Here is a 16,245-nt window from a genome sequence, read left to right as displayed (position 1 = left end):
AGCAGTATGAACCCGAAAATTGAAAAGCTGAAAGCGGAAAGAAGCAGGAATACCGAAAAGATTTCCGACCTTCAGAACCGCAACCGCAAGCTCTCCGAGCAGATTACGAAGCTGGAGAACAACGATATCATCGGCATGGTGCGCGAGATCGGCATGACGCCGGAGCAGCTTGCCGCGCTTCTGTGCGGCAAGGCTGCGGATTTGCCCGGAACCGATGAATACGAAGAAACGGAGGGATATGAACATGAGAACTAAAAGGATGCTTCGCAGGGGGCTGACCGCATTGGCGGCAGCGCTTGCCATGATGACGGCGCTGGCGGCTCCCGCCTTTGCCTATGCAGGTGATTCTGCGGAGGCTGCTGAACAGCAGTCCTCCGGCAGTCAGACTGCCGTTCAGACGGAAAAAATCGGAACGGTGACGACCAACGGCGGCAGGCTGAATCTGCGCGACGGAGCAAGCACCAGCTACAACATCATCGGTCAGCTTCCCTGCGACGATACCGTGACGGTGATCGGTGAGGAAAACGGATGGTACAAAGTCATCGTGCCCGAAAAGGAGGGCTATGTATACGGCGGCTATCTGAAAGTCAGCGAGGGTACGGCTGTTACCGGGGATAATGCCGATACCGGTTCGACCGGTACAGAGAGTTCCGGAGCCCCGCTGACGCCTGACGGCAACCTGGAGCTTGTGGATGACGTGTACCAGGCTTCGGACGGAAAGCAGTTCATCACGGTGCAGTCCAAGAATGATAACACCTTTTACATCGTCATCGATCGGGATAAGAACGGTGAAAACGTCTATTTTCTGAATCTGGTGGACGAGGCTGACCTGATGGCGCTGATGCAGGACGGCGAGGTCACGGTCAAATGCACATGTACCGACCGCTGTGAAGCCGGCGATGTGGACCTGAACTGCCCGGTCTGCAAGACCAACCTGACGGAATGCACCGGGACAGTAAAGGAGGAACCGGAATCCACCGTCGTTCCGGAGGAGCCGGAAGAACCGGAGCCTGAAAAGAGCAGCTCCGCACCGCTGCTTCTTCTGCTGCTGATTGCCGGTCTGGGTGCGGGCGGCGCTGTGTACTGGTTCAAGTTCAGAAAGCAGAAGCCCGATACCAAGGGTCCCGATGATCTGGATGACTACGACTTCGGCGATGATGACGAAGATGATGAGGAAGAATATGTTATCGAGGACGACCAGCCGGAGGAAACAGATGAAGTGTAATGGCGCAGACCGCATCTGCACCAATCAGAGAAAGAGAGGATAACGATATGAAGCTTGTGATTACCGAAAAGCCCTCTGTGGCAAAATCCATTTCTGCCGTCCTTGGCGCTGACAAGCGCCGGGACGGTTATTTTGAGGGAGAAAATTTCCTCATTTCCTGGTGCTTCGGCCATCTGGCGGAACTGGCTTCCGCCGAGGTGTATGACGAGGCATATGCCAGATGGAGCCGTGAACAGCTCCCCATCATTCCCGAAAGCTGGCAGTACAGCGTCGGGCGCGATAAGAAAAAGCAGCTGGATCTGCTGACGGAGCTGATGCGCCGTTCGGATGTGACGGAAATCATCAATGCCTGCGATGCGGGACGCGAGGGCGAACTGATTTTCCGCACCGTCTATCTTCTGGCAGGCTGCGTGAAACCCGTGAAGCGCCTCTGGATTTCTTCCATGGAGGATGCTGCAATCCGCGAGGGCTTTGAAAACCTGCGCGACGGCAGTGAGTACGACCATCTCTATGATGCCGCTCTTTGCAGAAGCAAGGCGGACTGGCTGGTAGGCATCAACGCCACCCGGCTTTTCTCGGTGCTGTATCACCGCACGCTGAATGTCGGACGCGTGGTGTCGCCTACACTGGCGCTGCTGGTACAGCGGGAAGCGGAAATCAAGGCGTTCCAGCCGGAGCCCTTTTATACGGTGAAGCTGGATAACGGGGATTTTGCGGCGGTCAGTGAAAAGCTGAAAAGCAAGCCGGATGCGGAAAGCCTGAAATCCGCCTGTGCAGGCGCGCCGGCGGTGATCCGCAGCGTGGAGCAGAAAGAAAAATCTGAAAAAGCCCCAGCACTCTATGACCTGACAACGCTCCAGCGAGATGCCAACCGCATCCTGGGCTTCACCGCCCAGCAGACGCTGGACTACCTTCAGTCCCTGTATGAGAAAAAGCTCTGTACCTATCCGCGAACCGACAGCCGCTACCTGACGGACGATATGGAAAGCGGGGTTCCGGCCGCCGCTGCCTGCGCCTCCGGGATTCTCGGCGTATCGGTCGGAGATGTGTTTTCAAAACAGGTCTGCGACAGCCGTAAGGTTTCCGATCACCATGCCGTCATTCCCACGATGGCTGCCGGAGAAGCTGAACTGTCTGCTCTGACAGCCGGAGAGCGCGAGGTGCTGAAGCTGGTTGCCCGTCAGGTGCTGATGGCGGTCAGTGCGCCGTACTCCTATCTGGAAACAGTGGCAACTGTCGAATGCGGCGGACAGGTATTCACCGCAAAGGGTAAAACCGTGCTGACCGCCGGCTGGAAAAGCTATGCGGCAGGCGAACAGAAGGAAAAGGTGCTCCCTCCGATGACGGAAGGACAGTCCATTGACAGTTTTGCCGTTTCGCTGGAAGAAGGAAAGACAAAACCGCCTGCCCGATACACCGAGGATACGCTGCTTTCCGCCATGGAAAATGCCGGTGCAAAGGAAATGCCGGATGATGCCGAGCGCAAGGGGCTGGGCACACCCGCCACCCGCGCCGGGATTCTGGAAAAACTGGTTTCCTCCGGCTTTGTGGAGAGAAAGAAGAACAAAAAGGCGGTCAGCCTGGTTCCTCAGGACATCGGTATCTCCCTGATTACGGTGCTTCCGGAACAGCTCCAGTCTCCGCTTCTGACTGCGGAATGGGAGAACATGCTGAAGGAGATCGAGCGCGGCGAGCTCTCTTCGGAGGCGTTTATGGCGCAGATCAGCCGCATGGTTTCCGAATTGGTGTGCGATTACGAGCCTGTGAGCGGTGCGGAGGTGCTGTTTCCGTCCGGACGACCGGTGGTCGGAAAATGCCCCCGCTGCGGCGGTCCGGTTACAGAGAGCAAGACCGGCTTTTTCTGTGAGCGCCGCGACTGCCGCTTCGGGCTCTGGAAGGACAACCGCTACCTGTCCGCAAAGCACATCATTCTGACAAAAAAGATGGCGGAGGCGCTTCTGAAGGATGGAAAAACCTTTGTCAGCGGCATGTACTCCGAAAAGACCGGCAAAAGCTATTCCGCCTACCTCGTACTGACGGACGATGGGCAGAAATCCAGCTATGCACTGGAGTTTGACAGGGAGAAACCCGGCGCATGAAGCTGAGCCCCGCAGAACGCGAAACAATTATCCTGTTTTCCGATGCAGACGATACCGCCAGCGTCTACACCTACGACAGGAGGCTGATTAAAAAGCTGGACGCCCTTTGCAGAAAATGTCCGGAAGAAGTGTATGAGGAGAAAAGGCGCTCCTCCGCCGGTGCGAAAAGCTATATCGTGCCCAAAAGCTGTGTTTCCGTCCGTGAGCCGTTTTCCAGAGCGCGTCGCGAGGCAGCCAGCAGGCGCGCAAAGGAGGCCGGCACCGTCCCGCCGGACAGAAGCAAAGGCCGCGTTTCGGATGAATAATGCAGGGAGATGGGCGCAGGGCTTCGGCTCTGTGCCCTGTTTCCCGGAAAGGATGGTATATGGCAGAAAAACAGAGCAGCAGGGACAGGCTGAAGGATATCACGGCAAGTATTGAGGACGGCATCAAGGAGCTGTTCCAGTCGGAGAGCTATGCGCAGTACCTTCAGACCATGAGCCGGTTTCACCATTACAGCGTAAACAATCAGGTGCTGATTCATATGCAGAAGCCGGATGCGACGCTGGTAGCGGGCTTCAACAAATGGAAGAATCAGTTCGGCAGAAATGTCATCAAAGGAGAACACGGCATTAAAATCATCGCCCCGACTCCCTTCAAAAAGAAAATCGAGCAGGAAAAGCTCGACCCGGATACGCAGCTTCCCATGCTGGACGCGGACGGGAAAATCATCACGGAGGAAAAGACCATCCAGATTCCCATGTACAAGCCGGTGACGGTGTTCGATGTTTCACAGACCGAGGGCAAGCCTTTGCCCCAGCTGGCCCATGAACTGTCGGGCAATGTGGCGAATTACGATGTGTTCATGGAGGCGCTGCGGCGCTCTTCTCCGGTTCCCATCTCCATTGAAGTGATGGGTGGCGGTATGGATGGTTACTTTGACCTGGAGCATCAGGATATCGCCATCCGCAAAGGCATGAGCGAAGTGCAGACGGTATCTGCGGTCATACATGAGATGGCGCACGCACTGCTTCACAATAGAACCAAAGATACTGAGGAGAAAACACCGGAACTCTCCCGCAGTACCGAAGAAGTGCAGGCAGAAAGTATCTCCTATGCGGTGTGCGCCTATTACGGCATCGCCACCGGTGATAACAGTTTCGGCTATATCGCGTCCTGGTCAAAGGATAAAACCCTGCCGGAGCTGCGGGAAAGTCTGGAGGTAATCAGCAAGACCGCCGACGGCCTTATCAACGATATCGACCGGCACTATGCGGAAATCCTGAAAGAGCGCGAGGAAGAGCTGATTGCTACTGAACCTGCCATGGCGATGGAGCGCCTTTATGCCGTGGATGAGCGGTATCTTCACGTTCAGCGCACGGACACCGGTGTGGATTACACGATTTACGATAAGGCATCCATGAAGGAAATCGACGGCGGTCAGCTGGATATGGAGATCAGCACACTTGCCGAGGCGGCACTGGAAATCTGCAACTCCCATGGAATCGGGCAGAACGCCCCGCTTCAGGTTGCGGATATCGGAATACTGGATGAATTGCAGGCTGCGCAGGATGCAGCGATTGCCATTGAGCCGCCCGTTCAGGAGAACCCGGAGCCGGAGACGGGCATTCCGCCTGATCCGGCAATTTCCGTGGAGGCGAGAAACGCATACGGCTATACGGATGATGCGATGCTCCCGCTGACAAAGGAGCGCGCTATGGAAATGTTTGAACGCGATGTGCCGGTATATCTTCTCTATGGGGACAATACCGAGGCAATGGCTTTTGAAAAAACGGAGATTTTGAATCATGACGGCATCTTCGGCATTGACCGCGCAGACTGGGAGGCTGTAAAAGAGCAGTTTCCTGTTATCACGGAAAACAGATGGCAGAAAGCATTCCAGCAGAATCCGGCAGACAGCTACTGCATTTATCAGCTCCGCAGAGATCCGGAACTGGCAGAGCTTCGCTTTATGAATTCTCATTATCTCCGGGAACATGGGCTTGAGCCCGCATTTGACCATTACGAGGCGGTCTATTCCGGCTCGCTTCCGTCTGACGGCAGTACAGAAGCCCGCCTGGATGATCTGTACATGAAATTCAACACCGCCCACCCGCAGGATTTTACCGGGCACAGCCTGTCCGTCAGTGACATTGTTGTGCTGAGGCAGCATGGTGCGGTAAGCTCTCATTATGTGGACAGCGTGGGCTTTGTTCAGCTTCCGGCGTTCCTGCCGGACAATTACCTGAAAAATGCAGAAATATCCGTGGAAGATGATTATGGGATGATCGACGGCATCATCAACAACGGTTCAAAGGAACAGCCGGATGTCAAGCCCAAGGCTCCCGATTTATCGGCGCTGTTTGAAGCGGCCAGACAGGTCGTTCAGGAAGATATGCAAGCTCCTGAACCGGGCAAAAAGCCTTCCGTTCTTGCCATGCTCCATGCACCCGCGCCGCCCAGAAGCGAAAAGAGCGCGCAGACAAAAAGCGCAGAAAGGGATATGATATGACGAATTTCACTAATGACGAGATGAATCTGATGTGTATCTACAGCGCCGGCAGCAGCCGTGCCGGTCTGATGCAGAAACTCACGGAAATGAAGAAGCACCTGGAACGCGATGAGGTCCAGCTGTTGTCGCTGACCGAATCAACTCTTAGAAAACTGGGAACAATGACCGATGAGGAGTTCGGGCAGCTGGAGCTCTACCCTGATTTCGATATCTGATTCTATTCCGAAAAAAGGTGCAGACGCACCCAATTTCGGAATACGGCTTTGTTTCTATTTCGGATTTTTGCGGTTTACTGCAAAAATCTGAAACAGGATGGTTCTAAAGCAAAATATGTGTAGGAAGAAAGCGTTCGTGTGATACGGGCGCTCTTTTCTTTTGAAAGGAGACGTGATCTATGGCAAGCAAATTGCAGGAGTACCGAAGAATGTCGGAAGAAGCGCAGCGGCAGCTGACTGGAAGCCTGGAGCGCTGGCAGTCCTTCCTCGCCACCGCGTCGAGGCTGTACAAATACCCGTATCACGAGCAGGTCATGATCCATGCCCAGCGCCCGGACGCCACCGCCTGTGCGGAGTTCGACGTCTGGAACAATACGATGCGCCGGTATGTGCGGCGCGGTTCCAAGGGCATCGCGCTTATCGATACCAGCGGCGACCGCGAGCGACTGCGCTATGTGTTTGATGTTTCGGACACCGGTACCCGGCCCAATTCCAGAAGCCTGAACCTGTGGGAACTGCGTGAGGAGCATATTCCTGCCGTGTCTTCCATGCTGGAGAAAAACTATGGCGTTCCGGCAGGCGAAAACTTTGCCGATCAGCTGGAGACAGTGGCTTCTCAGCTGGCGCGGGAATACTGGGAGGACAACCGCAGGGATATCCTCGGCATCCTTGAGGATTCTTTTCTGGAAGAGTATGATGAATTCAACGTAGGAGTGGCCTTCCGGAATGCCGCCGAGGTCAGTATCAGCTATTCTCTGATGCTGCGCTGCGGTCTGGAGCCGGAAAACTACTTTGAACACGAAGACTTTATGAGCGTTTTCGATTTCAACACCCCGGAAACGGCGGGCGCGCTGGGAACGGCGGTCAGCGGCATCAATCAGCAGGTGCTGCGGGAAATCGGGGCGACCATCCGAAACTATGAACGTCAGAAACTGACGGAAAGGAGCGCAGAATATGGAAATGACGTACACGCAGAACGGGGATTATCTGATCCCGGACATCAGACTGAGCGAACAGGAGGAGACACCCATCGGGAAGTACGGGCAGATGCGGAAACAGTATCTGAAGGAGCATCGCCTGATTCTCTGGAACCGTCTGGTGCTGTCGGAGCAGCTGTATCCGCACCTTCGGGAGATCGACGGGACGGCGCACCGGAGACTGGACGAGCTGATGCCGCAGATGGCGAAGCAGGCCGGCGTGACGGAGGAACTGAAGCGCAGAGACCCGATGAAATGGGCGGGCATGATGAATACGCTGAAGGCGCAGGCCGAGGAGATCATTCTGAACGAGCTGGTGTACAATTAACAGCTGAGGAACCGGATTCTCCGGAAGAACTGAATAACGGATATCCTGCCGGGACAGAGTTTGAACAGCTTTCCCTGAACCTTTTCCTCTCGGAACAGGAGCAGATATCCCAGATTGATGAAGCGGATCGCACAACCGAAGTGCTGTCCGCTTTTTCTTTTGCTCAGTCGGAAATCGACGATATGCTCCGTTTCGGCAGCAACACGAGCCATGCCAGAGAGCATATTGCGGATGCGTTCCAGAAGCAGAAACCGATTAAAGAAATCGCGGCGCTGCTGCAAAGGGAATTCCATGGCGGCTACGGCATCCGGGGCGAACACGGCGATTATGCCGCGTGGTATGACGGTGACGGTATTCATCTGCACAAAGGCCGTGAGGCCAGATATGCCGTGGATTCTCAGGTCATCACATGGGAAACTGCTGCGGAAAGAATCGGCCAGCTGTTAGACGAAGGCAGCTTTGCTTCCAATGTGGAGCTTGCCGAGGCCGGCGGGCGTGTCCGTTCCGAGCTGGCGCAGAGTCTGCTCTATCTGAAGCATGACCTGAGTGAAGAAGCAAACCAGGTAGGCTACTTCTCCTCCATGGACGATCTTCCTGCCGGTTATCCGGACGCCACCGCAGCGCTTGCCGAGAAGATGACGGACAGCGCTTTTGCCGATACGCTTCGCGGCGAATTTCTGGCATTCCTGAATGACTACGCGGAAAACAGAGAACTTCTTCGCTTTCATTATCACCGGATGGATGAACTGTGGCAGGGAGTCAGAGACATCTCCGCCGAGCGCCGGGAATATCCGGACGGGCCTGCCGAATTAGCAGAGCCGCAGAGCTTTATTACCGAGGATGAAATCAGTGAAGCGCTTGCCGGCGGCAGCTCGGTGGAGGGCGGCAAGGGCAGAATCTACGCCTATTTTACCGCAGACCACACCATGAAGGAAAAAGCGGATTTTCTGAAACAGGAGTACGGTATCGGCGGGCGCTCTCATGCGCTGTCCAGGGCTGACCATTCCTCTGAGGATCACAGCGCCAAGGGCATCCGGCTGACCAAAGGCGGATGTGCCCCTGTGGAGCTGAACTGGACGAAGGCCGCCGAGCGTGTGGATTCCCTGATCCGGAAAGACCGGTATCTGTCCCCGGAGGAACAGGAACTGTATCAACAGAATCTGCGGCGCAATTCCATCTACAACACCTATAACGATGTTAAGCACGATCATCCTGACGATATGGTGCTGTTCCAGGTGGGTGACTTCTTTGAACTGTACGGCGAGGATGCAAGGCAGGCCGCCGAGCTGCTGGATATTCGTCTGACCACCCGGAACATCCCCGGTGTTGGGCATGTGGATATGTGCGGCGTACCGTCCCATGCCCTCGATAGGTATGTGGAGCAGCTTCGGGCACAGTTTGATGTGACCGTATCGGCTGTCCCGGAGGGCAGCAATGAGCGGAGCGTTTATACCCTGCGGGCGTTTGCACAGGAGATTGACCTGTCCCGCTACGACATCGGGTACGGCGCTATGGGGAACGGTGTGACGGTCTGGAACCGGAAAGAGACAGAAAACGGCGATTACAAGACCATCGCCCATATTGACCCGGACAGGACGGTGAAATTCTACGATGACAGTCTGCCGGATGCGATAAAAGAACAGATTCAGCGGTTTGCGGACTCCTCCGAGATGACCATCTCGGCAACGCAGGACGCATCTGTTTTTTCTGTGTCTCCTGCGGGAAAAGAACCCGTATTGGAGGCTGAACCGGCTGCTGCGCCGAAGCCTGTCACCGCCGATGAAATCAGCGATGCCATCATCCAATGGAACGGCAGCTTTGAAAGCAAGTCCCGCGTCAACGACTATATGCTGGCACATGGGCGGGAGCGCGGAGCTGCCGCATGGCTGAAAGATGAGTTCGGGGGTGCGGATACCTTTTCTGTTGTCACCGACCATGGAACACTGGAACTGCCGTGGGCGAAAGTACAGCGTCAGCTGGGGATTCTGGTGAATGACGGGCGTTTCTTTACCGAGGCCGACCGGATGCTGGCACAGGCGGAACAGATTGCCGCGCAAAGCGAGGTCGCGCCCTATGAACGCTTCACCGTCATTGAAACGGATGAGGGCTACGGCATCTGGGACGATCTGCATGACGGCCTCTATGTGGATGAGGACGGCGTGACCGCCGACTTCGATTCCGAGTGGGTGGCAGAGAATTATCTGATCGAACTGAAAGAGAAAATTGCCCAGCGGGAAGCTGCTGAATGGGAGTATGTGGAGCGCTCCAAATACGAGGCGCAGAGCCAGGAAACAGAACAGGAATCTGCTCCTGCTGCCGATGTATCGGCTGATACGAATAACACTTCGGAAATGGAGTCTGAACCCCATTTTCAGGACGATAACGACCTGATCGGCGCAGAGCTGACGCTGGACGGCAGACGCTTTGCGGTGGATGATGTCAGGGATGGCCGCGCCTCTCTGCGGGACATCACATTCCAGAACGGAACCGGTTTTCCCATCTTCCGCAATGAACCGGTTGATACCGTGCGCGGGATTCTCTTCCCGGAAAAGACGACGGTGCCCCAGGTGAATCTGGAAGCGGAACTGACCGAGGCGGAGCTTGCCCTGATGCGCCCGCAGCTGGACGCGGCGGGGATTGACTACCTGGTTGCCAATGCCGGCTACAACAGACGAACCATCAGCTTTTCCTCCCAGCATTACCGGGAAGTGCAGGATATGCTGGATGCGCTGCCGGACAACGCGGATGAGGTCGTGTATTCAACGGAAACGGATAAGGTTTACCCCGGCGAACAGACCGGCCTTCCCTATGACATTGTTACAGAACGGCTGCGCACAGAGCCGGAGCATACGCCGCCTGAACCGGGGGTCAGCACAGATGATGCTATCAATGCAAATCCGGTTTCCGTACAGATCGGCGGCGAGTGGCAGACATTTCCTAACACCGGTGCGGCAGAACAGGCTATGTATGAGGAATACAAAGCGCAGACCCATCGGAACGCCCAGAACTTCCGCATCACTGATTCTGACCTGGGTGCAGGCGGTGCCAAGGCCAAGTATCAGGCAAACATCAGCGCCATCCGGCTGCTGAAACAGCTGGAGGACGAAGGGCTTCAGGCCAGCCCCGATCAGCAGGAAGTGCTCTCCCGGTATGTGGGCTGGGGCGGTCTGGCGGATGCCTTTGACCCGGAGAAGGAAAACTGGCGTGCGGAATATGCGGAACTGAAGGAGCTGCTCACCCCAGAGGAATACGAGGCGGCAAGAGCCTCCACGCTGAACGCCCACTACACCAGTCCTACCGTCATTCACGCCATGTATGAGGCGCTGGAAAACATGGGATTTGAATCGGGCAATATTCTGGAGCCCAGCATGGGCGTCGGGAACTTCTTCGGCTGTCTGCCCGAATCCATGCAGAACAGCAGGCTCTACGGCGTGGAGCTGGACAGCATCACCGGGCGGATTGCAAAACAGCTTTACCCCAAAGCGGACATTACCGTGGCGGGATTTGAAACCACCGACAGACGGGATTTCTATGACGTCGCCATCGGCAACGTGCCGTTCGGACAGTATCAGGTCAATGACCGGGCATACAACAGGCTCGGTTTTTCGATTCATGATTATTTCTTTGCCAAGACACTCGATCAGGTGCGCCCCGGCGGTGTGATTGCCTTCGTCACCAGCCGCTACACCATGGACAAGCAGTCCCCGGAAGTCCGCAGATACATCGCACAGCGGGCAGAGCTGCTGGGCGCAATCCGTCTTCCCAATAACGCCTTCAAAGCCAATGCAGGCACGGATGTTGTCTCCGATATCATCTTCCTGCAGAAGCGCGGCTGCCCCATCGAGATTGAACCGGACTGGGTGCATCTGGGACGGAATGAGGACGGCTTTGCCATCAACAGCTACTTTGTGGAGCATCCGGAGATGATTCTGGGGCGGCAGTCCTCAGAAAGCACGCAGTACGGCAGGCAGGATTTCACCGTAGAGCCCATTGAAGGGCTGGAACTTGCCGACCAGCTTCACGATGCGGTGAAGTACATCCGCGGCACCTATCAGGCAGCAGAGCTGCCGGAGCTCGGCGATGACGAGGCACTTTCCGACAGCATCCCCGCAGACCCGAATGTCAAAAACTACAGCTATACCGTTGTGGATGGAGAAGTTTACTACCGGCAGAACAGCCTAATGAGCCGGCCGGCGCTGAACGCGACCGCTTCGGAGCGCGTCAAGGGGCTGGTGGGACTGCGCGACTGTCTGCACCACCTGATTGATCTTCAGATGGACGCCATGACTCCGGACAGCGCAATCCGTCAGGCCCAGGCAGAGCTGAATACGCTCTACGACAGCTTTACCGCGAAATACGGCCTCATCAACAGCCGCGCCAATGCGCTGGCATTTCAGGACGACAGCTCCTACTACCTGCTGTGTACGCTGGAGGAGCTGGACGAGGAAAAACAGCTGAAGCGCAAAGCGGATATCTTCACCAAGCGCACCATCAAGCCCCATGAGGTCGTAACCTCCGTGGATACGCCGTCCGAAGCGCTGGCGCTGTCCATTTCAGAAAAAGCCTGCGTCGATCTGCCGTATATGACACAGCTGACAGGTATGGACGAGTCTGCGCTGATTGACGGCCTGCAGGGCGTTATCTTCCGGGACCCGGTGAAAAGCGAGTGGCAGACTGCCGATGAGTATCTCTCCGGCAATGTGCGCCAGAAACTGCGGGAGGCGGAACAGGCAGCGTCTGCCGATCCGGCCTATCTGCCCAATGTGGAGGCGCTCCGTTCTTCCCAGCCGAAGGATCTGGACGCTTCTGAAATCGAGGTGCGCCTGGGCGCAACCTGGATTGACCAGAAATACATCCAGCAGTTCATGGAGGAAACCTTTGAGCCGCCGTATTATCTGCGCCGGAGTATTCAGGTGCATTTCTCTCCGTTTACTGCGGAGTGGAGCATCAGCGGAAAATCCCAGCCGTCCTACAACGACGTAAACGCCTATATGACCTACGGCACGGAGCGCGCCAACGCCTATCGGATTCTGGAGGATACGCTGAACCTGCGGGATGTGCGCATCTATGACACCGTCACCGATCCGGACGGCAAGGAGCGCCGGGTTCTCAATTCCAAAGAAACAACCCTTGCCCAGCAGAAACAGCAGGCAATCAAGGACGCCTTTTCCGAGTGGATATGGAGAGATCCGGACAGACGTCAGGAACTTGTGACACGCTACAACGAGCTGTTCAATTCCAACCGGCCGCGCGAATACGACGGCTCTCATATCACTTTCAGCGGCATGAACCCGGAGATTCATCTGCGGGAGCATCAGCTGAACGCGGTCGCACACATTCTCTATGGTGGGAATACGCTGCTGGCACACGAGGTGGGCGCAGGCAAGACCTTCGAGATGGTCGCCGCTGCCATGGAGAGCAAGCGTTTGGGGCTTTGCCACAAACCGATGTTTGTGGTTCCGAATCATCTGACCGAACAGTGGGCTTCGGAGTTTCTGAGGCTGTACCCGTCTGCCAACATTCTGGCGGCAACGAAAAAGGATTTTGAGCCGAAAAACCGCAAAAAGTTCTGCGCCCGCATCGCTACCGGCGATTATGACGCCATTATTATTGGGCACAGTCAGTTTGAGCGGATTCCTGTTTCCATGGAACGGCAGGAGCGGCTGCTGCGGGAACAGATCGAGGAAGTCACTGAGGGCATTGAAGAACTGAAGAACAGCCGTGCGGAGCGCTTTACCATCAAATCCATGGAGCGCACGAAGAAAGGACTGGAGACCAAGCTGAAAAAACTGCTGGAATCCGGGAGAAAGGATGATGTCGTTACCTTCGAGGAGCTGGGCGTTGACCGGCTCTATGTGGACGAGGCACACGCCTTCAAGAACCTTTTCCTCTATACGAAAATGCGCAATGTGGCCGGACTCTCGACAACGGATGCACAGAAATCCTCGGATATGCTGCTGAAATGCCGCTACATCGATGAGCTGACCGGCGGCAAGGGCGTGGTGTTCGCAACGGGCACACCCGTCAGCAACTCCATGACTGAGCTTTACACCATGATGCGCTATCTCCAGCATGACACGCTCCAGAAGAAGGGGCTGGCGCATTTTGACTGCTGGGCTTCCACCTTTGGTGAGACCACGACTGCCATTGAACTTGCACCGGAGGGCACAGGCTATCGCGCCAGAACACGCTTTGCCAAGTTCTTCAATCTGCCGGAGCTGATGACTCTGTTCAAAGAAGTGGCCGACATCAAGACATCCGACCAGCTTCACCTTCCTGTGCCGGAGGCTGTCTATCACAATGTTGTGGCACAGCCGACAGAGATTCAGCAGGCGATGGTGCAGGAACTGTCCGAACGCGCTGCCAAAGTCCATGCAGGTGCAGTGGATGCCAGCGTGGACAATATGCTCCGCATTACCACAGACGGCAGAAAGCTGGGACTTGACCAGCGCATCATCAATCCCGATCTGCCGGATGACCCGTCCAGCAAGGTCAACATGTGCGTGGATAACATCTACCGCATCTGGGACGAGGGTCAGGCGGACAAGCTGACCCAGTTGGTGTTTTGCGACTTGAGCACACCCAAAACCGGTGCTCCTGCGGCGAAAGCAGCCAAGGCAGTTGGCGGCAATCTGGACAGTCCGGAGCTTCACGCAGTGGAATCCCAGATTGATATCACACCGGAACCGGAGTTCACCGTCTATGATGACATCCGGGAGAAACTGGTGGCAAGAGGTATTCCCAGGGAGCAGATCGCTTTCATCCATGAGGCCAATACCGAGGCACGGAAGAAAGAGCTGTTCGCCAAAGTCCGCTCCGGTCAGGTGCGTGTGCTGATGGGCAGCACCTTCAAAATGGGAGCCGGTATGAACGTGCAGGACCGGCTTGTGGCGCTTCATGACCTGGATGCGCCGTGGCGGCCGGGCGATCTGGAACAGCGCTCCGGCCGAATCATCCGTCAGGGCAACAGGAACAAGCAAGTCCACATCTTCCGCTATGTGACGGAGGCCACCTTTGACGCCTATCTCTGGCAGACGCTGGAGAACAAGCAGAAGTTTATTTCGCAGATTATGACCAGTAAAAGCCCCGTAAGAAGCTGTGAGGACATTGATGAAACCGCGCTGTCCTACGCGGAGATCAAGGCGCTCTGTGCCGGTGATGAGCGCATCAAGGAGAAGATGGATCTGGATGTGGATGTGGCACGGCTGAAGCTGATGAAAGCCAATCATCAGAGCCAGCAGTACCGGCTGGAGGACAACATTCTCCGCCACTTCCCGGAACAGATCGAACAGAACAAGGGATTCATCGCAGGGTTTCAGGCAGATATGCAGACGCTGGCGGAACACCCCCATCCGCAGGACGGCTTTGCCGGTATGACGGTGCGGGGCGATGTGCTGACCGATAAGGAAAACGCCGGTGCGGCGCTGGTTGATGCCATGAAGGAGGTCAAGGGCTTGGAGCCGGTGCCCATCGGCAGTTACCGGGGCTTTCAGATGTCTCTGACGCTGGAGGATTTCGGCAAGCAGTATGTGCTGACCCTCAAGGGGAAAATGTCCCACCGTGTGGAGCTGGGCAAAGACCCAAGGGGCAATCTCATCCGCATCGACAATGCCCTCGCCGGCATGGAAACGCGCCTTGCCCGTGTGCAGGAAAAGCTGGATTCCCTTTATGCGCAGATGGATACCGCCAAAGCGGAGCTGGGCAAGCCATTTCCGCAGGAGCAGGAGCTGAAAGAAAAATCCGCCCGTCTAGCACAGTTGAACATTGAGCTGAATATCGATGACAGGACGCCGATAGAGGCAATGGTGGAGGTTGCGGACAGCGAGCCGGAGGTGCGCTCTGCTGTCAGTGCAAAATCCGAAAGGCCGTCTGTGCTGGCCAAACTCCACGCCCCGCTGCCGCAGCGGGACAGTCATCCCAAACAGAATGAAACCGAGAAGGAGGTTCGCTGAACATGGAAAAGAAAATTGCAACGGATACGCCGTTATACCGGCATGACGCAGCCTATGCGCGCGAGCATGATGAGCTGCCGCTGTACAGAGAATCCTATCAGGCCAACATCGCCTGCAAGGAGGCGATTGAGGAAGCTATTTCTGAGAATTACGGCAACAACCGCTTGAATTCTCAGGCAGTTTTTGATGCGGTCAGCGCGGAATTCAGTATGGAGCGAATCCAGTATGTGCTGGCCAATACCGTGCAGTATAAGGATTGGGACGGACGCATCAGCCGCGCCAACCGGGAGTGGGCGCAGACCGTGCCGGTCGTGCCGAATCCCGATTCATGGGGCGGAGACCGCAACTGCTATTTTGTGGTGGACAGGCCGCATACCGGTCTGACGGATCTGTTCATTACCCATTTCCGAAAGGAACTGGAGAAAGCCCCCAGAGCGAAAAAACCGTCTGTTCTGGAAAAGCTTCAGAAGCCCCTGCCGGACGCCGCGCCGAAACCCGGCAGGGATAAAGCGCAGGAGCTCTGATGATGGCAGACACCAGGGACATCAGTATGCACTTCTGGGCAACGCAGGAGGAGTATGATCTGATTCAAAAGAACATGGCGCTGTCGGGCAGCACGAATCTCAGCGCCTTCCTGCGGAAGATGGCCATTGACGGCATGGTCATTAAGCTGGATATGCCGGAGATCCAGGAGATGCTGCATCTGCTCAGGCGCGCAAATGCCAATATCAATCAGATTGCCAGACATCTGCACGATACCGGGCGCATCTATGATACAGATCTGGAGGAGATACTGGGGTTTCAGAAAGAAACCGCTACCCGTCTGAATGATATTCTCACCAAACTGTCCGCCTTGAAATAAGGACAATACACCCCATGGGCAGCAGAGCCGTGCGCTTTGCTGCCCGCATTTTTTGTTATCCGGCTCCGTATCCTTGAGCGCTTTGAATTTCAGAAT

11 protein-coding genes are annotated in these 16,245 nt (G+C 55.9%); 10 read left to right on the top strand and 1 reads right to left on the bottom strand.

From position 1 onward, the window contains the following. The first annotated feature begins 6 nt into the window (after positions 1–6). The 6 genes from ACLM7Z_RS01740 to ACLM7Z_RS01715 are packed head-to-tail and all read left to right on the top strand — an operon-like array spanning position 7 to position 6,030. Entirely contained in the window at positions 7–255 is a 249-nt protein-coding gene (locus tag ACLM7Z_RS01740) for a DUF4315 family protein (protein ID WP_435645515.1), read from the top strand. Further along, a complete protein-coding gene (locus ACLM7Z_RS01735) occupies positions 245–1,225 on the top strand; it encodes a CD1107 family mobile element protein (RefSeq protein ID WP_435645514.1) in 981 nt (326 codons plus the stop codon). The genes ACLM7Z_RS01740 and ACLM7Z_RS01735 overlap by 11 nt, the downstream gene beginning before the upstream one ends. 47 nt (positions 1,226–1,272) lie before the next feature. Next, positions 1,273–3,324 carry a DNA topoisomerase 3 gene (locus ACLM7Z_RS01730; RefSeq protein ID WP_435645513.1) on the top strand — a complete coding sequence of 684 codons (2,052 nt, stop codon included), beginning with the start codon at positions 1,273–1,275 and terminating at the stop codon, positions 3,322–3,324. Then, on the top strand, positions 3,321–3,629 hold the full coding sequence (locus ACLM7Z_RS01725; RefSeq protein ID WP_435645512.1) for an immunoglobulin: 309 nt from the start codon (positions 3,321–3,323) through the stop codon (positions 3,627–3,629). The genes ACLM7Z_RS01730 and ACLM7Z_RS01725 overlap by 4 nt, the downstream gene beginning before the upstream one ends. A gap of 59 nt (positions 3,630–3,688) precedes the next feature. Then, the gene (locus tag ACLM7Z_RS01720) at positions 3,689–5,815 is read left to right on the top strand and encodes a YodL domain-containing protein (protein ID WP_435645511.1); all 2,127 of its coding nucleotides are present in this window, start codon (positions 3,689–3,691) and stop codon (positions 5,813–5,815) included. After that, entirely contained in the window at positions 5,812–6,030 is a 219-nt protein-coding gene (locus tag ACLM7Z_RS01715) for a transposon-transfer assisting family protein (RefSeq protein ID WP_435645510.1), read from the top strand. The genes ACLM7Z_RS01720 and ACLM7Z_RS01715 overlap by 4 nt, the downstream gene beginning before the upstream one ends. Before the next feature lie 74 nt (positions 6,031–6,104). Here the strand turns inward: ACLM7Z_RS01715 and ACLM7Z_RS01710 are convergent, their stop codons facing one another. Then, positions 6,105–7,001, bottom strand: a complete 897-nt coding sequence (locus tag ACLM7Z_RS01710) for a hypothetical protein (RefSeq protein ID WP_435645509.1) — start codon at positions 6,999–7,001, stop codon at positions 6,105–6,107. Between ACLM7Z_RS01710 and ACLM7Z_RS01705 the strand changes: the two genes are divergently transcribed. The 4 genes from ACLM7Z_RS01705 to ACLM7Z_RS01690 are packed head-to-tail and all read left to right on the top strand — an operon-like array spanning position 6,991 to position 16,149. Continuing rightward, positions 6,991–7,335 (top strand): TnpV protein, encoded by a 345-nt coding sequence (locus ACLM7Z_RS01705; RefSeq protein WP_435645754.1) that lies wholly within the window; start codon positions 6,991–6,993, stop codon positions 7,333–7,335. The genes ACLM7Z_RS01710 and ACLM7Z_RS01705 overlap by 11 nt on opposite strands. Beyond that, a complete protein-coding gene (locus ACLM7Z_RS01700; protein WP_435645508.1) occupies positions 7,263–15,287 on the top strand; it encodes an SNF2-related protein in 8,025 nt (2,674 codons plus the stop codon). Before ACLM7Z_RS01705 ends, ACLM7Z_RS01700 begins: the two co-directional genes overlap by 73 nt. A gap of 2 nt (positions 15,288–15,289) precedes the next feature. Then, entirely contained in the window at positions 15,290–15,811 is a 522-nt protein-coding gene (locus ACLM7Z_RS01695; RefSeq protein ID WP_435645507.1) for a DUF3849 domain-containing protein, read from the top strand. A gap of 2 nt (positions 15,812–15,813) precedes the next feature. Beyond that, positions 15,814–16,149 (top strand): plasmid mobilization protein, encoded by a 336-nt coding sequence (locus ACLM7Z_RS01690; protein WP_435645506.1) that lies wholly within the window; start codon positions 15,814–15,816, stop codon positions 16,147–16,149. Positions 16,150–16,245 lie beyond the last annotated feature (96 nt).

Source organism: Butyricicoccus porcorum (genome assembly GCF_051246315.1).
Lineage (GTDB): Bacteria > Bacillota > Clostridia > Oscillospirales > Butyricicoccaceae > Butyricicoccus_A > Butyricicoccus_A porcorum.
Note: the sequence above shows the minus strand (reverse complement) of the source record. Positions and strands in the feature narration are given on the sequence as shown.

Bases quoted from the DNA above. Each gene is read 5' to 3' on its own strand.
- ACLM7Z_RS01740 (WP_435645515.1), top strand. From the start codon at position 7: ATGAACCCGAAAATTGAAAAGCTGAAAGCGGAAAGAAGCAGGAATACC.
- ACLM7Z_RS01735 (WP_435645514.1), top strand. From the start codon at position 245: ATGAGAACTAAAAGGATGCTTCGCAGGGGGCTGACCGCATTGGCGGCA.
- ACLM7Z_RS01730 (WP_435645513.1), top strand. From the start codon at position 1,273: ATGAAGCTTGTGATTACCGAAAAGCCCTCTGTGGCAAAATCCATTTCT.
- ACLM7Z_RS01725 (WP_435645512.1), top strand. From the start codon at position 3,321: ATGAAGCTGAGCCCCGCAGAACGCGAAACAATTATCCTGTTTTCCGAT.
- ACLM7Z_RS01720 (WP_435645511.1), top strand. From the start codon at position 3,689: ATGGCAGAAAAACAGAGCAGCAGGGACAGGCTGAAGGATATCACGGCA.
- ACLM7Z_RS01715 (WP_435645510.1), top strand. From the start codon at position 5,812: ATGACGAATTTCACTAATGACGAGATGAATCTGATGTGTATCTACAGC.
- ACLM7Z_RS01705 (WP_435645754.1), top strand. From the start codon at position 6,991: ATGACGTACACGCAGAACGGGGATTATCTGATCCCGGACATCAGACTG.
- ACLM7Z_RS01700 (WP_435645508.1), top strand. From the start codon at position 7,263: ATGGGCGGGCATGATGAATACGCTGAAGGCGCAGGCCGAGGAGATCAT.
- ACLM7Z_RS01695 (WP_435645507.1), top strand. From the start codon at position 15,290: ATGGAAAAGAAAATTGCAACGGATACGCCGTTATACCGGCATGACGCA.
- ACLM7Z_RS01690 (WP_435645506.1), top strand. From the start codon at position 15,814: ATGGCAGACACCAGGGACATCAGTATGCACTTCTGGGCAACGCAGGAG.